This window comes from Streptomyces pimonensis (genome assembly GCF_041380215.1).
GTDB lineage: Bacteria > Actinomycetota > Actinomycetes > Streptomycetales > Streptomycetaceae > Streptomyces > Streptomyces pimonensis.
This window is the reverse complement of the sequence record NZ_JAHWZY010000013.1, coordinates 121,656-139,769: the sequence shown is the minus strand read 5'-3', so window position 1 is coordinate 139,769 and position 18,114 is coordinate 121,656. Positions and strand designations below refer to the sequence as shown.

The 18,114-nt window shown below is 72.4% G+C and carries 15 protein-coding genes; 10 read left to right on the top strand and 5 right to left on the bottom strand.

Annotated features, from left to right (window positions below):
• Nucleotides 1-423 precede the first annotated feature (423 nt).
• On the bottom strand, nucleotides 424-1,716 hold the full coding sequence (locus KYY02_RS15575) for a M6 family metalloprotease domain-containing protein (RefSeq protein WP_371238543.1): 1,293 nt from the start codon (nucleotides 1,714-1,716) through the stop codon (nucleotides 424-426).
• A gap of 274 nt (nucleotides 1,717-1,990) precedes the next feature.
• Between KYY02_RS15575 and KYY02_RS15570 the strand changes: the two genes are divergently transcribed.
• Complete coding sequence (locus tag KYY02_RS15570; RefSeq protein WP_371238542.1) at nucleotides 1,991-2,632, top strand: TetR/AcrR family transcriptional regulator; 642 nt, start codon at nucleotides 1,991-1,993, stop codon at nucleotides 2,630-2,632.
• 148 nt (nucleotides 2,633-2,780) lie between these two features.
• Nucleotides 2,781-4,331: an MFS transporter gene (locus KYY02_RS15565; RefSeq protein WP_371238541.1), complete on the top strand. Its 1,551-nt coding sequence runs from the start codon at nucleotides 2,781-2,783 to the stop codon at nucleotides 4,329-4,331.
• Nucleotides 4,332-4,422: 91 nt separating this feature from the next.
• On the opposite strand, the gene KYY02_RS15560 is transcribed toward KYY02_RS15565, so the two are convergent.
• Complete coding sequence (locus tag KYY02_RS15560) at nucleotides 4,423-4,944, bottom strand: MarR family winged helix-turn-helix transcriptional regulator (protein ID WP_371238540.1); 522 nt, start codon at nucleotides 4,942-4,944, stop codon at nucleotides 4,423-4,425.
• A gap of 157 nt (nucleotides 4,945-5,101) precedes the next feature.
• On the opposite strand from KYY02_RS15560, the gene KYY02_RS15555 reads away from it, so the two are divergent.
• The 3 genes from KYY02_RS15555 to KYY02_RS15545 all read left to right on the top strand — a co-directional run bounded on the left by KYY02_RS15555 (nucleotide 5,102) and on the right by KYY02_RS15545 (nucleotide 8,743).
• On the top strand, nucleotides 5,102-5,863 hold the full coding sequence (locus KYY02_RS15555; RefSeq protein ID WP_371238588.1) for a dioxygenase family protein: 762 nt from the start codon (nucleotides 5,102-5,104) through the stop codon (nucleotides 5,861-5,863).
• 730 nt (nucleotides 5,864-6,593) lie between these two features.
• A complete protein-coding gene (locus tag KYY02_RS15550; protein ID WP_371238539.1) occupies nucleotides 6,594-7,592 on the top strand; it encodes a sigma-70 family RNA polymerase sigma factor in 999 nt (332 codons plus the stop codon).
• Between the two features lie 473 nt (nucleotides 7,593-8,065).
• Complete coding sequence (locus tag KYY02_RS15545) at nucleotides 8,066-8,743, top strand: TetR family transcriptional regulator (protein ID WP_371238537.1); 678 nt, start codon at nucleotides 8,066-8,068, stop codon at nucleotides 8,741-8,743.
• Nucleotides 8,744-9,134: 391 nt separating this feature from the next.
• On the opposite strand, the gene KYY02_RS15540 is transcribed toward KYY02_RS15545, so the two are convergent.
• Nucleotides 9,135-10,106 carry a helix-turn-helix transcriptional regulator gene (locus tag KYY02_RS15540; protein WP_371238536.1) on the bottom strand — a complete coding sequence of 324 codons (972 nt, stop codon included), beginning with the start codon at nucleotides 10,104-10,106 and terminating at the stop codon, nucleotides 9,135-9,137.
• Between the two features lie 62 nt (nucleotides 10,107-10,168).
• Here KYY02_RS15540 and KYY02_RS15535 point away from each other — a divergent pair, with 62 nt between their 5' ends.
• From KYY02_RS15535 to KYY02_RS15515, 5 genes are all read left to right on the top strand, one after another.
• A complete protein-coding gene (locus tag KYY02_RS15535) occupies nucleotides 10,169-11,683 on the top strand; it encodes an MFS transporter (RefSeq protein WP_371238535.1) in 1,515 nt (504 codons plus the stop codon).
• A 202-nt stretch (nucleotides 11,684-11,885) separates the two neighbouring features.
• Complete coding sequence (locus KYY02_RS15530; RefSeq protein WP_371238534.1) at nucleotides 11,886-12,647, top strand: DeoR/GlpR family DNA-binding transcription regulator; 762 nt, start codon at nucleotides 11,886-11,888, stop codon at nucleotides 12,645-12,647.
• The gene (gene pfkB / locus KYY02_RS15525; RefSeq protein WP_371238533.1) at nucleotides 12,644-13,591 is read left to right on the top strand and encodes a 1-phosphofructokinase; all 948 of its coding nucleotides are present in this window, start codon (nucleotides 12,644-12,646) and stop codon (nucleotides 13,589-13,591) included. The genes KYY02_RS15530 and pfkB overlap by 4 nt, the downstream gene beginning before the upstream one ends.
• Before the next feature lie 75 nt (nucleotides 13,592-13,666).
• Entirely contained in the window at nucleotides 13,667-15,688 is a 2,022-nt protein-coding gene (locus tag KYY02_RS15520) for a PTS fructose transporter subunit IIABC (protein ID WP_371238532.1), read from the top strand.
• 116 nt (nucleotides 15,689-15,804) lie between these two features.
• On the top strand, nucleotides 15,805-16,098 hold the full coding sequence (locus KYY02_RS15515) for a hypothetical protein (protein ID WP_371238531.1): 294 nt from the start codon (nucleotides 15,805-15,807) through the stop codon (nucleotides 16,096-16,098).
• Nucleotides 16,099-16,119: 21 nt separating this feature from the next.
• Here the strand turns inward: KYY02_RS15515 and KYY02_RS15510 are convergent, their stop codons facing one another.
• The gene (locus KYY02_RS15510) at nucleotides 16,120-16,866 is read right to left on the bottom strand and encodes a DUF6227 family protein (RefSeq protein WP_371238530.1); all 747 of its coding nucleotides are present in this window, start codon (nucleotides 16,864-16,866) and stop codon (nucleotides 16,120-16,122) included.
• A gap of 218 nt (nucleotides 16,867-17,084) precedes the next feature.
• Nucleotides 17,085-18,110 (bottom strand): P1 family peptidase, encoded by a 1,026-nt coding sequence (locus tag KYY02_RS15505; RefSeq protein WP_371238529.1) that lies wholly within the window; start codon nucleotides 18,108-18,110, stop codon nucleotides 17,085-17,087.
• Nucleotides 18,111-18,114 lie beyond the last annotated feature (4 nt).

Below are 18,114 nucleotides of genomic sequence, written 5' to 3'. Positions count from 1 at the left end.
TGGTGCGGGTAGGTCGGACAGTACGGCCGTGGGGCGTGGGCGGAGCACCGGCCGGTGCCGCCCTCTCGCCTGCCACGAAGGCGCCCTTCGCACCGACAGCCGTACGGAGGTCCCGTCAGCCCTCGCCGAGCAGCACCCGGAGCGCCATCAGGGCCAGGAAACCGGTCACCGACAGGACCGGAAGCCCGAGGAGTGCGGAGACCACCCCCACCGGGTGCGTCCCCTGGGCGCTCCTGCCGCCCCGGACTTCGGAACCGTCCGCTGCGTCCCCGTCATGAGGCTCCTCCGCCGATGGGCAACCGACATACGAAGCACTTCAGTTGGCGCCGGTCCGCGGGGGGCCGGCCCGGTGGTCGTCACCGGTCGTGTCGTGTCGTGCCTTCCTGTCGTCGTGGGCCCGGGACGAGGCGCCGATGCCGGGGATCAGTTCCGTGACGTACGGGTCACCCGTATCCGGTACTCCTCACCCCCCGCCGCCGTCACCGCCACCCGGATGCCCGCCCGGCGGTCCACGAAGCTCTCGCCCGGGACGAAGGTGGCGTCCGAGAGCTCCGCGTGGACGTTGGGGGAGCGGGTGCAGCCTCCGCTGTCGCGGCGGGAGTCGTAGACGGTGATCGGGCCCATGCCGGTGTCCACGTTGGCGTCGACGCGGTAGACGAGGACGCCGGGACGGCAGACCGCCTCGTCGTTGCCGGCGCGGGTGCGCAGTTCGACGGCGTAGCCGGAGTGGCCGTTCAGGGGGACGAAGACGAGTTTCGGGCCGCCCGCCCGTGCCAGGGGGGTGAGGGCGTACTCCCGCGTGCCCGGGCTCGCCGCGCAGCCGACCTGGGACGCGTCCAGCCAGCCCAGCTTCCACTTGTGCCAGGCGAGGAAGTCGTTGTTGGCGCCCCAGTCCTCGCTCATGATGTCCCAGTGGCCGACCGCGCCGCCGCCCTCGGCGGTGTACAGGTCGGGCAGGCCGAAGACATGGCCGTTCTCGTGCGGCAGCACGCGGTAGCCGGTGCGGTCGTAGGAGCCGGAGCCGTCGTCCTGGCGGGAGTAGACGAAGGACGCGTTGGAGACGGGGACGCCGTCCGCGCTCGGGGCCTCCTTGTTGCCGGCGAAGGTGACGGACAGGACCGTGTCGAGGGCAGCAGGACCCACGTTGGGGGTCACCAGTACGTTCAGCAGATCGTACGACTGGAAGTCCACCTCGGTATCGGCCTCGGCCACGATGTCGCGGACCAGGTCGCGGTAGCCGGGGTCGAAGGGGGCGCCGCGCTCTATGCCGTACGCGCGGAACGGCTTGGGCATCCGGAGCCAGTCGGGGACGGGGAGTTCGGGGCGGTAGTCGAGGCGGCCGTAGGAGCTGGTGGCGAACCACTCGCGGGTCTCGGGGAAGAACTCGCGGTAGCGGTCGAGGGCGTCGCCCTCGCCGGGCGCGTCGGAGAAGTCGATCATCAGGGTGAGGGCGCGGACCGTGCCGGTGGAGCGGGTGTAGCCGGGGGCCGTGGGGATGCCCTCGGACATCTGGGTCTCCCGGTCCGCGGTGATCATGCAGGGGCCGTGGGCGGAGGTGCGGGACAGTGCGGCGGGTCCGGCGCCGGCGGTGGAGGCGTCGGAGGAGAGCCGGCCGTTGCCGGCCGAGGTGCTGACCGCGAGGGTCAGGGCGGTCACCGATGCCAGGGCGGCCAGCCGGCGCGGGGATATCCGGCGTCGGCTCGGCTGCGGCTGCATGCGGGGACCTCCGCTCCACACGGCAGCCGCCGGTCTCCGACTGCACCCTTCCGCTCACCCTGCGTCGCCGGGCGGGCGGGCGCCCGCCGGGAGGTCCGATCGTGGCTCCGCACGGACCGGCAGGTGTGACGCGGATCACGGGAGGAAGGTTCGGGGACGGGAAATAACCGGGGATCGTTTCCCCGTTTGGAACGGTGCCCAGGTGAAACGGGGACTTCCTCCCCGGATCGCGGACATGACACAAGGATCACGCCACCACGACCAGGAGTGCACCGTGCAGACCGCCACCCCCGTAGCGCGCAAGGCGCCCCGGCCCCGTGCCGACGCCCTGCGCAACCGGGAGCGGATCGTCACCGCCGCCCGGGAGATGTTCGTCGAGTTCGGCCCCGACGTGCCGCTTGACGAGGTCGCCCGCCGGGCCGGCGTCGGCAACGCCACGGTGTACCGCAACTTCCCCGACCGCGACGCGCTGGTGCGCGAGGTCGTCTGCTCCGTGATGGACCGTACGGTGCGGGCGGCCGAGCAGGCGCTCAGCGAGACCGGGGACGCCTTCGAGGCGTTGGAGCGCTTCGCGCACACGGCTGCCGACGAGCGGATCAGCGCGCTGTGCCCGATGGTCTCCAGCACCTTCGACCAGTACCACCCCGACCTGGAGGACGCACGCCGGCGCGCCGAGAGCCTCGTCGCGCAGCTGATGGACCGCGCCAAGGCGGCCGGTCAGCTCCGTACCGACGTGGAGTACGGCGATCTGATGGTGGGCGTCGCCCAGCTGAGCCGGCCCCCGGCCGGTACCGGCTGCGACAGCGCCGACCGTTTCGTCCACCGCCATCTGCAGCTGTTCCTGGACGGGATGCGGGCCCCGGCCCCGGCCTTCCTGCCGGGTTCGGCCGTGACCGTGGAGGACCTGCGCCGCTGAGCGACCCCCTGACACCACATACGCCGCCCGCCTGACCACGGGCATCACTTCCGACGGCCGTCCACGGGGGACGGGTCGTTGCTCGAGCACACCCGATTTTCGTTACACGTTCTTGCTTTCCCTCACAAGTACCGAAGTGGGTATCCCCATGGCTGAAACAGCCTCGACGGCCGGAAAGACCCTGAGAGCCCCGGGCGGGCCGGACGCCAACCGCTGGAAGGCGCTCGTCTTCATCGCGCTCGCCCAGCTGATGGTCGTCCTGGACGCCACCATCGTGAACATCGCCCTGCCCTCCGCCCAGCAGGACCTGGGCATCTCCGACGGCAACCGCCAGTGGGTGGTCACCGCCTATGCCCTCGCCTTCGGCGGGCTGCTGCTGTTCGGCGGCCGGATAGCCGACCTGTGGGGGCGCAAGCGGGCCTTCGTGCTCGGTCTGGCCGGGTTCGCCGCGGCCTCCGCGCTCGGCGGCGCGGCCACCAACGAGGCCATGATGTTCGGCGCCCGCGCCCTGCAGGGCGTCTTCGGCGCGTTGCTCGCGCCCGCCGCCCTGTCCCTGCTCGCGGTGATGTTCACCGACGGCAAGGAGCGCGCCAAGGCGTTCGGCATCTACGGCGCGATCGCCGGCGGCGGCGGCGCCGTGGGCCTGATCCTCGGCGGTTTCCTCACCGAGTACCTGGACTGGCGCTGGACGTTCTACGTGAACATCCCGTTCGCCGTGGTCGCCGCGGCCGGCGCGTACTTCGTCATCCGTGAGCCCGAGGGCGCCCGCAACCGCTCGTCGCTCGACGTCCCCGGCGTGGTGCTGTCCACCGTGGGTCTGGTCGCGCTGGTCTACGGATTCACCCGCGCGGAGTCCGAGGGCTGGAGCGACTCGCTGACGATCGGCATGTTCGTCGCCTCCGCCGTGCTGCTCGCCGCCTTCGTGGCCGTCGAGGCCAGGGTCAAGGCGCCGCTGCTGCCGCTGCGCGTGGTCACCGAACGCAACCGCGGCGGGGTCTACCTCTCGCTGGGCCTGGCGGTCATCGCGATGTTCGGCCTGTTCCTCTTCCTCACCTACTACCTGCAGGTCGTGAAGGGCTACTCGCCGGTCAGGACCGGTTTCGCCTTCATGCCGATGATCGCGGGCATGATCACGGGCTCCACCCAGATCGGCACCCGGCTGATGACCCGGGTCGCGCCCCGGCTGCTGATGGGCCCCGGCTTCCTGGTCGCCGCGCTCGGCATGCTCTTCCTGACCCGGCTGGAGATCGACACCTCGTACGCGGGCGTCCTGCTGCCCGGCATGCTGCTGCTCGGCCTCGGCATGGGCACGGCGTTCATGCCGGCCATGTCACTGGCCACGCTGGGCGTCGAGCCGCGTGACTCCGGTGTCGCCTCCGCGATGGTCAACACCTCGCAGCAGGTGGGCGGCGCCATCGGCACGGCCCTGCTGAACACGATCGCGGCCTCGGCCACCACGTCCTACGTCGCCGACCACATCGGCGGCGCCACGAGCCGGTCCGAGCAGCAGTTGGTCCAGCTCCAGGGGCAGGTGCAGGGCTACACCAGCGCGATCTGGCTCGCGGTCGGGATCCTGGTGGCGGCCGCGGCCGTCGCCCTGACCCTGATCAACGCCGGCCGGCCGGGCGGCACCGCGGTCGCCGGGTCCGCCGACGAGACCGTCGGGGACGAAGCGGCCGTGCCGGTGGTCATGCACTGACGGTCCGCTCGTCCCTCACCCGCCCGTACGGAGGAGGAGGGGGCGCCTCCTCCTCCGTACGGCTTCCCGGACCTGTCCCGGCTCCCACCCGTCAGCGGAGCCAGGGCAGGTCCGCGCCCGCTCCGCTCGGCTGAAGTCCCTCGGCGACGATCCGCATGATCTCGCCGAGGGACTTCTGCTGTTCCGGGGTGAGCCGGTCGAAGACCGCCTGGCGCACGGCGTTCACATGGCCGGGCGCGTGTTGGTCCAGCACCTCCTGGCCCTCGTCCGTCAGTACGGCGAACTGGCCGCGTTTGTCGGAGGGGCAGTCCTCGCGGCGTACCCAGCCGCTCTTCTCCAGGCGCGCGATCGCGTGCGAGAGACGGGAGCGGGTGATCTTCGCGGACATCGCCAGTTCCGTCATCCGCAGCCGGCGGTGCGGGGACTCGGCGAGCTTGACCAGTAGGCCGTAGTAGATGTGCGGCATTCCCGCGTCGCGCTGGAGCTGGCGGTCGAGGTGGTCCTCCAGGAGGGTGGCGGCCTCGATGTACGAGCGCCAGACGCACTGTTCCTCGTCGGTGAGCCAGCGGGGTCCGCCGACGGGTGCCGATGATGCTGCGGGTGCCGTGTTCATGTACTCCACTGTACGACTGGCATTCTTGAAGGTTAAACAAAAACGACGTACAGTCGGTGGTGCAATTTGAGAGTTCAAGTAACTTTGGGAGTTCTCGGAAGTTCTCGGGAGTCCGCCGAAGGGAGTCGCCGTCATGACCGCCGCCACTCAGGAGCGCATGCCCGCGCTCTACCTCAGTCACGGCGCCCCGCCCCTGGCCGACGACCCCGTCTGGCCCGGCGAACTGGCCGCCTGGTCGGCCGGCCTGCCCCGCCCCAAGGCGATCCTGGTCGTCTCCGCCCACTGGGAGGAGGCCCCGCTCGCTCTCGGCGCCACCGAGACCGTCCCCCTGGTCTACGACTTCTGGGGCTTCCCCGAGCACTACTACCGGGTCGCCTACGGCGCCCCCGGCGCCCCCGCGCTCGCCGACTCGGTGCGCAAGCTGCTGCGCGGCCCCGGCACGCCCGTCCAGGACGTCCCCGACCGGGGCCTGGACCACGGCGCCTACGTCCCGCTGGTCGAGATGTACCCCGGGGCCGACATCCCGGTGCTCCAGGTCTCCATGCCGACGCTGGATCCGGTGGAACTGATGGAGATCGGGCGCCGGCTCGCGCCGCTGCGCGACGAGGGCGTGCTGATCATCGGCTCCGGGTTCTTCACCCACAACCTGGCCGCGCTGCGGCAGGGCGGCATCCCCGCCTGGTCGACGGAGTTCGACGCCTGGGGGCGGGAGGCCCTGGAGGCGCGGGACGTGGACGCGCTGCTGGACTTCACCCGCAAGTCGCCGTCGGGCCTGCTCGCCCACCCGCGCACCGAGCACTTCGCCCCGCTCTTCGTGGCCATGGGTGCCGCGGACGCCACGGGGGAGCTCGGGGGGCAGAAGTCCGTGATCGACGGGTTCTGGCTGGGGCTGGCCAAGCGGTCGGTGCAGTTCGGCTGAGGACGGCGAGGGCGAGGAGGGTGTGCAGCTCCTTCCCGTACCAGGCCACGCCCCACCAGTGGCCGGACGTGCGGCCCACCTTCGAGTACGTGCCGACGTGCCGGCAGTCGGACGCCCGTGCGGCCGCGCCGAGGCGTCGTTCGACTGGGCGACGCCGGTGTGGGTGCGGTGGACGTCCTCGTCCGCCAGGGCCTCGAAGAGGGTCCGTGGAGGAGCGTGCCGATGCCGCGCCGGCCGGCGCCGGAGGCGGGGTGGGCCGCCGTCTCCGCCGAGGTCGCGCAGGCGGGCTCAAGGCGCGGAAGGGACTGGAGGTGGTGTACTCCGGGATCCCCGCGCCGGTGACCGCGGCAACCGTCAGGCGCTGCGGGCCGTCTACAGGGTGAGGGAGCGGTCGGGGGCGGCGCTCCTCCGGAGCGAAGGGCGCCGCGCCGAAGGTGACCGACGTCTCACGTACGGAGGGGTCGTACGGGCCGGTGGGAGCCGCCAGGTCCCCTCGGTGTCCGGTCTGACCTGGGCCTCTCCGTGTTCCGGCGGCGTCATGCCTCCTCGCGTGGCCGGACAGGGTACTGCATGATCAGAAAAATCGGTGGGCGGGTTGGGAATTCTGTCCGGATTCCAGTCGTTGTTTCCATCAGATGCAGGGCACTCGACCAGAGTCCGGAGGGACCTGGGAGACGTGTCGAGCGTCCACAGGACCACCCGCTGACCTCATCATCGCAAGGGAGCACGCATGGCAACCCGCGCCGTCGCCCGTCGTCAGTCCGCCACCGGCGAGACGGCCGACTCGGCACGCAATGTCCGCGCCCATGGCGGCGAGATCGCCGACCGCGACCTGGTCGGCATGTACCTGGACGAGATCGCGCGCACGCCGCTGCTCGACGCAGCCAAGGAAGTCGAGCTGTCCCAGATCATCGAAGCGGGTGTGTTCGCGCAGCAGATCCTCGACGGCATCGAGGAGAACAAGGCCGGAGCCACCCCCGAGGAGCTCCGGGCCCTGGTCGACGCGAGCGAGCGGGCGAAGGACGTCTTCATCCGTTCCAACCTCCGCCTGGTCGTCGCCGTGGCCCGTCGTTATCCGCGCAGCGGCCTGCCGCTGCTCGACCTGATCCAGGAGGGCAACGCCGGCCTGGTCCGCGCGGTCGAGAAGTTCGACTACCGCAAGGGCTTCAAGTTCTCGACGTACGCGACCTGGTGGATCCGACAGGCCATCACCCGGTCGATAGCCGACCAGTCGCGCACCATCCGCCTGCCCGTCCACCTGGTGGAGGAGCTGGGCCGGATACGGCGCGTGCAGCGGGAGTTCAACCGCGAGCACGGCCGTGACCCGGAGCCCGCGGAGATCGCCGCCGAGCTGGGCTCCACCCCGGAGCGCGTCGTCGACGTGCTCGACTGGGCCCGTGACCCGGTCTCGCTGAACATGTCGGTGGACGACGAGGGCGAGACACAGTTCGGTGACCTGCTGGAGGACACCTCGGCGGTGTCGCCGGAGCAGTCGGTGCTGACGCTGCTGCGCAGCGAGGAGCTGGACGACCTGATCGGCCGCCTGGACCAGCGCACGGCCTCCATCATCAAGATGCGGTACGGCATCGAGGACGGCCGCGAGCGCACCCTGACCGAGGTCGGCAGGGAGCACGGCCTGACCCGCGAGCGCATCCGCCAGATCGAGAAGCACGCACTGCTCGAGCTGAAGAAGCTGGCCCGCGACACCGGCTTCGACGCGGCGGCGTGAGGATCCGGACGGAGTGGGAGCGTGAGGATCCGGGCTGCGCGGTGGTGTGACGGTCGGACCGCCGGCGGTGCGACCGCCGGGTCCGACACGCTGACGTCGATACCGTCGCCCGGAGACAGGGGGAGCGATGGGGACCGTGTCAGGTCCCGGCCGCGCACGCCGGGTGGCGAAGGACCGCGCAAAACATGGCCGTTCCCCGTCGCTTCAACCCGCCGCACCCCGGGAACAAGAACTCCAGGCCAGGAGTTCGGACTTCGGGTCTCCTGAGATCCTCGACCCACCGAGCCACGTCCCGACGCACACCCCCCCGGCGCCGGGACTTCCCAAGCCGGGTTCGGCGCCCTCCCCCCCCGGGCGCCGGGCCCGGCTCTCTCGTGCGGGCGAGCGGCCGCTCGAGCGGGTCACCCCGGACCTGAACCCCGGGGTGGCCCGCCAGATGGCAGATTGTGTCACATGGGCATAGCCTGCCGGGCGTGAGCAGCACCACCCCGACCTCGCCCCCTCCGCCTCCCACGGTCTCGCTGACCGAACGGCGCAAGGCCGAGACCCGTATGGAGATCGCCCGCGCGGCGGCCGGTCTCTTCGTCCGACAGGGCCTGCGGGCCACCCGTGCCGAGGACATCGCCCGGGCGGCCGGTATCGCCCCGCGTACCTTCTACCGGTACTTCGCCAGCAAGGAAGAGGCCATCGGCCCGCTCTACGCCACCGGCGCCCAGCGCTGGGTGGCGGCGGTGCGCGCCGCGCCCGCCGAGGTGCCCCTGCCGCGGGTCCTGGAGGACGCCGTGCGTCACACGCTCACCCCTGGCCTCGGGGTGTCGGCGGCCTCCTGGGACTGGGTGCGCACCCTGATCCGGCTGGCCGAGGCGAACCCCGCCCTGCGCCGGGTGTGGGCGGAGGCGTGCCGGGCGTCGGAGCGGATCCTGGCGGAGGCGCTGGCGGAGCGGCTGACGGCCGCTCACGTCCCGTACGACGCCGGCAACGTTGCCGACCGCACCCGGCTGTGCTTCACCGCCGCCGTCGCGAGCGCGGCCGTGCGCACGGCCATGGAGAGCTGGGCAGCGGGCGACGGCCCCGCCGAGGGGCCCCGGGGCCCGGCCGAACTGGCGGTCGCCAACCTGGCGGCGCTACGGGGCTTCGCGTGGGGGACGTGACACCGGCGTGCGGTTTCTCCCGGCAGGCCTGATGTCGGCGTGCGGTTTCTCCTGGCAGGTCCTGACGCCGAAGCGCGGTCGTTCCCGGCGAGCTTGACGTCGGCGTGCGGTTTCTCCCGGCAGGCCTGATGTCGGCGTGCGGTTTCTCCTGGCAGGTCCTGACGCCGAAGCGCGGTCGTTCCCGGCGAGCTTGACGTCGGCGTGCGGTTTTTCCTGCGGGTCCGGCGGCGACGCGCGGTCGTTCCCGGTGGGCCCGGCGGTGACGCGCGGGTCCTTCTCGGGAGGGCCGACGCCGGAGGGTGAGCCTTTCCCTATGGCTCGACGCCAGGTCACGGCTCTTCCGGGAAGTCCGGGCCAGGTCACGGTTGCTTCCGAAGGGCACGACGCCGTGTCACGCCGCGTCGCCCGCCGCCCGGCTCATCCGTGCACCCAACTCCCTTACCACCTGGACCAGCTCCGGGGGCTCCTGCACCGTGAACTCGTACCCCAGCGTCGCCAGCCGTACCGCCGTCCATTCCTTGGCGCCGCTCATCGTGGCGCGCAGCCGGCAGCTGTTCTCGTCCAGCGGCTCGGGCGGGCCCAGCCATCCCGGGAGGCGGGCCGCCACGCTCCCGGCCGGTGCGGCGAAGGTGACGACCATCTCGTACGACTCCTGCACGCGGTACATGGACCGGCGCAGGAACTCCGCCGCGCTCCCGGTGGGCAGTTCGCGCGGGGTGAACCGCACCCCGGTCGCGAAGGGGTCGCTCACCCGGTCGACGCGGAACGTCCGCCAGTCCGCGCGGTCGAGGTCGTACGCCACGAGGTACCAGCGCTGCCCGGTCGACACCAGCCGGTACGGCTCGGTCACCCGCCGCGACTCGGTGCCGTCGGCGGCCCGGTAGGCGAACCGCAGCCGCTCGTGCCCGGCCACCGTGGAGGCCATGACGGTGAGCGTCTCCGGCGCGATCGTCGCACCGTCGCCGCTGGTCAGTGGGGTGGTCGCGGCCTGGAGCGTGCTGACGCGGTGGCGCAGCCTGCCGGGCAGCACCTGCTCCAGTTTGGCCAGCGCCCGTACGGAAGCCTCGTCCACGCCCTCCAGCGCGTGCCCGGCGCCGGCCCGCAGTCCGACCGCGATGGCCACCGCCTCCTCGTCGTCGAGCACCAGCGGCGGCATCGCCTTGCCGGCGACGAGCCGGTAGCCGCCGTCCGCGCCGAGGGTCGCCTGTACGGGATAGCCGAGCTCGCGCAGCCGGTCGATGTCCCGCCGGACCGTGCGCCGGGAGACCCCGAGCCGGTCGGCCAGCTCGCCGCCGGGCCATTCGCGGGGCGTCTGGAGGAGGGAGAGGAGTTGGAGGAGCCGGGCCGGGGTGTCCGTCGTCATGAAACGAGGATGCCGTGCAACTAGGACACGATCCGACCTAATGGGGGAATAGCTTCCGGGACATGAACTCCACCGACACTCCGCAGGCACCGCGGCCCGTCGCGGGTGACCGTCGCCGCTGGTACGCGCTGGCGATCGTGATGACCGCTGCCTTCATGGACCTCGTCGACGTCACGATCGTCAACATCGCGATCCCGTCGATCCAGCGCGACGAGGGCGCGACCTTCAGCCAGATCCAGTGGATCACCGCCGGCTACGCGCTGGCCTTCGCCGCCGGGCTGGTCACCGGCGGCCGGCTCGGCGACATCCACGGCCGCAAGCGGATCTTCCTCCTCGGCATCGGCGGCTTCACCCTCGCCTCCGCGCTGTGCGGCTTCGCCGTGAACCCGGAGATGCTGGTCGTCTCCCGCATCCTGCAGGGCGCCACGGCGGCGCTGATGGTGCCGCAGGTCCTGTCGATCGTGCACGCGACCTTCCCGCCGCACGAGCGGGGCAAGGTGTTCGGGCTGTTCGGCGCGATCGTCGGCCTGGGCGCGGTGTCCGGGCCGCTGCTCGGCGCGCTGCTGACCGAGTGGAACCTGTTCGGCCTGGAATGGCGGCCGATCTTCCTGATCAACCTGCCGGTCGGCGTCGCGGGCCTGATCCTCGGCAGCCGTTTCATCACCGAGTCGAAGGCGCCGCGCGCCCTGAGACTGGACCTGGTGGGCGTCGCGCTGGTCACGCTGGGTCTGCTGATGCTGCTCTACCCGCTGATCCGTGGCCGTGAGCTGGGCTGGCCACTGTGGGGGCACGTGTCGATGGCCGGCGCGCTGGTGGTCTTCGGGGCGCTGGTGGCGTACGAGCGGCGCAAGGGGGCGCGGGACGGTTCCCCGCTGATCGAGCTGTCGCTGTTCCGGGTGAAGAGCTTCGCCGCGGGCATCGCGGTGCAGACGGTGTTCGGGGTCGGCCTCGGCATCTTCTTCCTGGTCTGGACGCTGTACATGCAGATCGGCCTGGGCTGGAGCGCGCTGCGGGCCGGGCTGACCGGGGTGCCGTTCTCCGTCGCGGTCTCCGCGGCGGCCGGGACGTCGGTGCAGCTGCTGGTACCGCGCTACGGGCGCAAGGTGCTCCAGGCGGGCGCGCTGGTGATGGCGGCGGGCGTCCTGCTCTACATCTGGGAGTCCGAGCGCTACGGCATGGACATCACCTCCTGGCAGATGGCGCTCCCGCTGACGGTCATGGGAGTCGGCATGGGGCTGATCGTGGCCCCGCTGACGGACGCGGTGCTGTCCGAGGTGCCGCGCGAGCACGCCGGGTCGGCGTCGGGCCTGATCAACACCGTGCAGCAGATGGGGAACGCGCTGGGGCTCGGCCTGGTGTCGGTGGTGTTCTTCGGGGTGATCGACGAACACCTCGCCCCGGCCGAGGTGGGCCCGGCCTTCGCGGACGGCTTCCAGCACGCGCTGGGCTGGGTGGCCGCGGTGCTGGGCGTGATCCTCCTGCTGATGTTCGCCCTGCCCGAGCGCCCCGCCCAGCACGTGGAGGGGGCGGCGGAGGCCCCGGAGACGGTGGAAAAGGAGCTGGAACCGGTGTCCTGAGCGGACGCGGGCGGCGGACGGGAGGGGCCCGGCACACAGGGGGTGCCGGGCCCCTCCGGTATCCCCTGGCACAGAGAACGGACACAAGCGGAAGTCTGTTCATGTCCGATCCCCTCCTTCGCCCGTTTACTTTCCGGACATCTCGACGTACTCTCCGAGTGAAACCACACGTTCGGGCATGAAGGGGCAGGGGGTGGCGGACATGTACGCACCGGAACGCCAGCAGGAGATCCTCCGGCTCGCCCGCGACAGCGGCCGGGTGGACGTGGTCTCGCTGGCCGAGGCGTTCGAGGTGACCGCCGAGACCATCCGCCGGGACCTGAAGGCGCTGGACCGCGCCGGCCTGGTGCGCAGGGTGCACGGCGGCGCCATCCCGGCCGGACGCCTCGACTTCGAGCCGGACCTCGCCGAGCGGGAGACCACCGCGGCCGACGAGAAGGACCGCATCGCCAGGGCCGCCCTCGCGGAACTCCCGGTCGACGGGACGCTGATCGTCGACGCCGGCTCGACGGTCGCGCGGTTCGCCGGAGCCCTGCCGGCGGAGGTCTCCCTCACCGTCGTCACCCACAGCCTGCCCATCGCGGCCCGTCTCGCCGACCACCCCGGCATCCAGCTCCACCTCGTCGGAGGGCGCGTACGGCACCGTACGCGCGCCGCCGTGGATGCCTGGGCGCTGCGCGCGTACGCCGAGATCCGTGCGGACGTCCTGTTCGTGGCCGCCAACGGCTTCTCCGCCGAACACGGGCTGACCACGCCCGACCTCGCCGAGGCCGCCGTGAAGCGCGCGGCCGTGGCCGCCGCCCGCCGCGTGGTGCTGCTCGCCGACTCCTCCAAGCACGGCCAGGAACACTTCGCCCGCTTCGGCGACCTGGGCGACGTGGACCTGCTGATCACCGACACCGGGCTCGACCCGCAGGACGCCGCCGCGATCGAGCGCGGCGGCACGGAAGTGGTACGCGCATGATCCTCACCGTCACCCCCAATCCGTCGCTGGACCGCACCTACGAGGTCCCCTCGCTGGACCGCGGCGAGGTCGTCCGGGCCACCGGCGAACGCGTCGACCCCGGCGGCAAGGGGGTCAACGTCTCGCGCGCCGTCACCGCGGCCGGCCGGCGCACGATCGCCGTGCTGCCCCTGGGCGGCGCGCCGGGCGCACTGGTCGCCGACCTGCTCGACGCGCAGGGCATCGAGGTCGCTCCGGTCCCGGTCGCCGGCGCCACCCGCTCCAACATCGCGCTCGCCGAGGCGGACGGCGTGCTCACGAAGATCAACGCGCCGGGCCCGGAACTGACGCCGGCCGAACAGGAACTGCTGCTGGACACCGTGCGCCGGCAGTCCCCGGGCGCCGACTGGATCGCCTGCTGTGGCAGCCTGCCGCGCGGACTCGCCCCCTCCTGGTACGCCGAACTGGTCGTCCGGGTGCACGCCGTCGGCGTACGCATCGCGCTGGACACCTCCGGGCCCGCACTGCTCGCGGCCCTGCGCGAGCGGCCCGACGTGGTGAAGCCGAACGCGCAGGAGCTGGCGGAGGCCGTGGGGCGGCCCCTGGTCACCGTGGGCGACGCTCTGAAGGCGGCGGAGGAGCTGCGGGGGATGGGCGCCCGGGCCGTCCTCGCGAGCCTCGGCGCCGACGGGCAGCTGCTCGTGGACGACGACGGCGCCTGGTTCGGCACCGCGGCGGTGGACGTCGTCCGCAGCAACGTGGGCGCCGGCGACTCCTCGCTCGCCGGGTTCCTCGTCGCCGGCGGACGCGGCCCCGAGGCGCTCGCCTCCGCGGTGGCCCACGGCGCGGCAGCCGTCCGGCTCCCCGGCAGCGTGATGCCGACCCCGGCCGACCTGGACCCGGCCGCGGTGACCGTCACGGCCGAGGTGCCCGCCGACCGCGCGCTGCGTGAGCCGGCGCCATGAACCACCCCTCCTCACCCCCGTCCCCCCTTCCGCCCACCCCGCTGCACGGGCGATACGCGTGCGAAGGAGCCCGCGATGAGTGACATGATCACCGCGGAACTGGTCGATCTCGACCTGTCCGCCGACACCAAGGAGGCGGCGGCGCGCGCCCTCGCCGAGCGCATGGTGGCCCTGGGCCGGGTGACCGACCTGGACGGCTTCCTCGCCGACGTCGCCGCCCGCGAGGCGCAGATGCCGACCGGCCTCGACGGCGGCATCGGCATCCCGCACTGCCGAAGCGAGCACGTCACCGAGCCCACGCTGGCCTTCGGGCGCAGCACCGCCGGGATCGACTTCGGCGCGGCGGACGGACCCGCCGACCTGATCTTCCTGATCGCGGCCCCGGCCGGCGCCGACGACGCCCATCTGACGATCCTGTCGTCGCTGGCCCGGCAGCTGATGAACGCCGAGTTCACCGATGTCCTGCGGTCGGTGGGCGACGCGGGGGCGGCCGCGGCGCTCATCCGGGGCGAGGAAGCCGGACCCGAGGACTCCGTGGCGGCGCCGGCGGCGGCCTCCGCCGGCGCCGCCACGGGCACCGCCACCCCCGAGGAGGGCGGTTCGTTCCGGATCGTCGCCGTCACCTCCTGCCCCACCGGCATCGCCCACACCTACATGGCCGCCGAGTCGCTGGAGAACGCCGGCCGGGAAGCCGGTGTCGAGATCACCGTCGAGACCCAGGGCTCGGCCGGCTTCGCCCGGCTCGACCCGGCCGTGATCGCGGCGGCGGACGGGGTGATCTTCGCCCACGACGTCCCCGTACGGGAGAAGGAACGCTTCGCGGGCAAGCCGACCGTCGACACCGGCGTCAAGGCGGCCATCAACCGCCCCGCCGACCTGATCACCGAGGTCCGCGGCAAGGCCGGACGCGGCGAGGTCACCGCGGCGGCCGCGTCCGGCGGTACACCCGTCGAGCGGGCCGGTGACAGCGGCGAGGGCTACGGCACCAAGCTGCGCACATGGCTGATGTCCGGCGTCAGCTACATGGTGCCGTTCGTCGCGGCGGGCGGTCTGCTCATCGCCCTCGGCTTCGCGATCGGCGGCTACGAGATCAACGAGGCGCCGTCGGTGATGGACCACTTCGTGTGGACCCAGGCCGCCAGCTGGGGCGCGCTGCTCTTCCAGGTCGGCGGCGTCGCCTTCGGCTTCCTCGTCCCCGTGCTGGCCGGCTACATCGCCTACGGCATGGCCGACCGGCCCGGCCTGGTGCCCGGCTTCGTCGGCGGCGCGATCTCGCTCACCGTCAGTGCCGGATTCCTCGGCGGTCTCGCGGCCGGTCTGATCGCCGGCGGTGTGGTGATCGCGATCCAGAAGGTGCGCATCCCGGCGGCGCTGCGCGGCATCATGCCGGTGGTGGTGATTCCGCTGATCTCCACGGCGGTCGTCGGCTTCCTGATGTTCGTCGTCATCGGCAAGCCCATCGCCGAGGCGCAGCAGGCCATGACCGACTGGCTGAACGGCCTCACCGGCGCCAACGCCGTCCTGCTCGGCGCCCTCCTCGGCCTGATGATGACGTTCGATCTGGGTGGTCCGGTCAACAAGGTCGCCTACACCTTCGCCACCGCCGGGATCGCCGTCGCGAGCCCCAGCGACTCCGCAATGAAGATCATGGCCGCGGTGATGGCCGCCGGCATGGTGCCGCCGCTGGCGATGGCGCTGGCCACCACGGTCCGCGGCAAGCTCTTCAACCGCACCGAACGCGAGAACGGCAAGGCCGCCTGGGTCCTGGGCGCCTCCTTCATCTCCGAGGGCGCGATCCCGTTCGCCGCCGCCGACCCGCTGCGGGTGATCCCCGCCTCCATGGCGGGCGGCGCGGTCACCGGCGCCCTGTCGATGTCCTTCGGCGCCACCCTGCGCGCCCCGCACGGCGGCATCTTCGTGGTCCCGCTGATCGGCAACCCGCTCCTCTACCTGGTCGCCATCGCCGCGGGCGTCTGCGTCACGACGGCCCTGGTGACCGTCCTCAAGGGCCTGCGCAGGCCGGCCCCGGTCACCACGGGCGCGGGCGAGGGAACGTCGGTGCCGTCGACGAAGACCGGGCAGCCGGTGGCCGCGTAGCGGCACGACGGTGCGTCCGTTTGGGTAGGTGTGGTCGTTTCATGCCTACTGCGATATAGATCACGATCATCACGATCCGGGGTCAAGGCCCCGGATCGTGGTGTGTACTGGGCCGCATGCCTGAGTACACGACGCTCTCGCGGACGACGGGAGCCACCGTCCTCACCCTGGTGGCCGTGGCCTGTGCGGCGGGCCTGGCCGACGCCCTGCGGCGACGACGCGGACGGACGCGCGCACGCGAGCCCTTCGGCGAGGCGGCCCGTCAGCGGCACACCGGCCACGCCCCTCACGGCACCCCGGTGGTCCCGCGCCAGCGGCGGACCGGTTCCTGCGAGGAAGCCGTACGGCTCACCCCGGCGGAGCGCGACGCGTTCGCCGTACTGGTGAGGCGCTTCAGCGAAGGGGCCTGAGTCGCGGCCCCGGCCGCCGCGTCAGGAGACCTGCGCCGCCCGGCGTTCCATCGCGTCCCGCGCCGCGTCCTCGCTGGCGTACACCTCGCACATGTGCCGCCCGTCCGGCGTGACCGTGTGCTCGACCTCCCACACGGACAGCTCCGCGCCGTCACCCAGCAGGAACGCGTGCTCGTAGAGCGAGAAGGACAGTCCCGGACGCCCCGCGAGGGACGGGCGGCCGAAGGCCTGCGTGATCCGGTGCGCGCACGCCGTGGCCAGCAGTGCGGCCGTCTCCACGCCCGGCCGGTCCGTGTTCTCCGCCCTGCGCAGTAAACGGCGCGCGTGATCCGCCGAACCGTCCGGAACATACGCGTGCCGCAGCACCGGGGGCGGCGGCAGCTGCACCGTCACCGGCAGTTCGAAGTCCGGTGCGTCCGGCGGCAACGGCAGCCTGGCCGTGGCCGTCCGCAGCTCCTCCTCGTCCACGTACACCTCGTGCTGCGGTTCGTCTCCCGGCACCGTGTTGTGCACGAGCTCCCAGAGCGTCAGCGCCGAACCGTCGGCGAGCAGCCAGGTGTGCCGGTACGTCTCCCGGTGCAGACCCGCACTGTGGTGCGCGGAGTGCAGTGAACCGTCGTGCGCCAGCGCGCAGTCCAGCGACCGGATCGTCTCGTCCGGCAGCTCGAAGGAGTTCAGGGCGCGCCCGAGGAGGCGCGCGAGGTGCTCCTCCGGAGAATCGGGCGAGTCGGATGGTTCGTACGCTGCCGTCTCGTACGGAACGCTCAAGGTTTCTCCCGGCGTCGCTGCATGTCACCTTGTGGGTGCATAACGTAGCCCCTCGGCCGGACGTCGTGTCCAGGAACCGAGAAAACGTATGGCCAAAAACGAGCGGGGCACACGAGTAATTCCCGGAACCGCCCGGACGTGCGTCAATTGTTCCTGGGTGAACGGTACTTCGGCAGTCGGTCTCCGTCTCCTCCTTTCAGCGCCCGCTCGCCGCCCGCTCACCGCCCCCCGTACAACTCCCCGTACGACGGCCACGAACCGCCCGGACCGTCCACCGGGGTGGCGGCCCGCACCGCCCGTACGATCGCACGGGTCACCAGGTCCGCGCCCGCCGCGAGGACCTCGTTCAGGGCCAGGGGGTCCGCCGCGTCCAGCGGGCGGGCGCCCGTGGCCAGGGTGAAGACGGTGTCGCCGTCGCTGAGCAGATGCACCGGTCGTACGGCCCGCGCGATGCCGTCGTGCGCGGTGCCGGCCAGTTTCTGCGCCTGTGCCTTGGACAGGTCGGCGTCGGTGGCGACCACCGCGAGCGTGGTGTTCAGCGGCGGAGCCGCGTTCCGCTCGGCCACCTCCGCGAGCCGCCGCAGCGCGGCCCCGTGCACCTCCGGCTCCGGGTAACGCACCCGGCCCTGGAACAGCTCCCCGTACAGCGCCCCCGTCTCCGGATCCACCGCCGACCCCGCCGCGTTGGCCACCACCAGCGAGGCCACCGTGATGCCCGACTCCAGCACCGTGCTCGCGGTGCCGATGCCGCCCTTCACCTGCCCGACCACCGCGCCCGTACCGGCTCCCACGCACCCCTGCGGCACCGCCGCGCCCCGCTCGCTCGCCGCCGCCTCGACCGCGGCACGACCGATGGCCGCGTCCGGCCGGGCCCGGAAGTCGCCGCCCCGGCCCAGATCGAAGACACAGGCCGCCGGCACCACCGGCACCACCTGCGCGGGATCCGGCCCGACGCGCACCCCGCGTCCCCGCTCCTCCAGCCAGGCCATCACCCCGGACGCCGCGTCGAGCCCGTACGCGCTGCCCCCGGTCAGCACGACCGCCTCGACCTTCCGCACCAGGTTGCGCGGATCGAGTGCGTCGGTCTCCTTCGTGCCGGGGCCGCCGCCGCGCACGTCCACCGCGGCCACGGCCCCGCCCTCGGGCGCGAGCACGACCGTGGTGCCCGTGAGCCATCCGTCGCCGGTACGCGTCGCGTGCCCCACGCGCACCCCGGCCACATCCGTCAGAGCGTCAGTTGTCATGGGG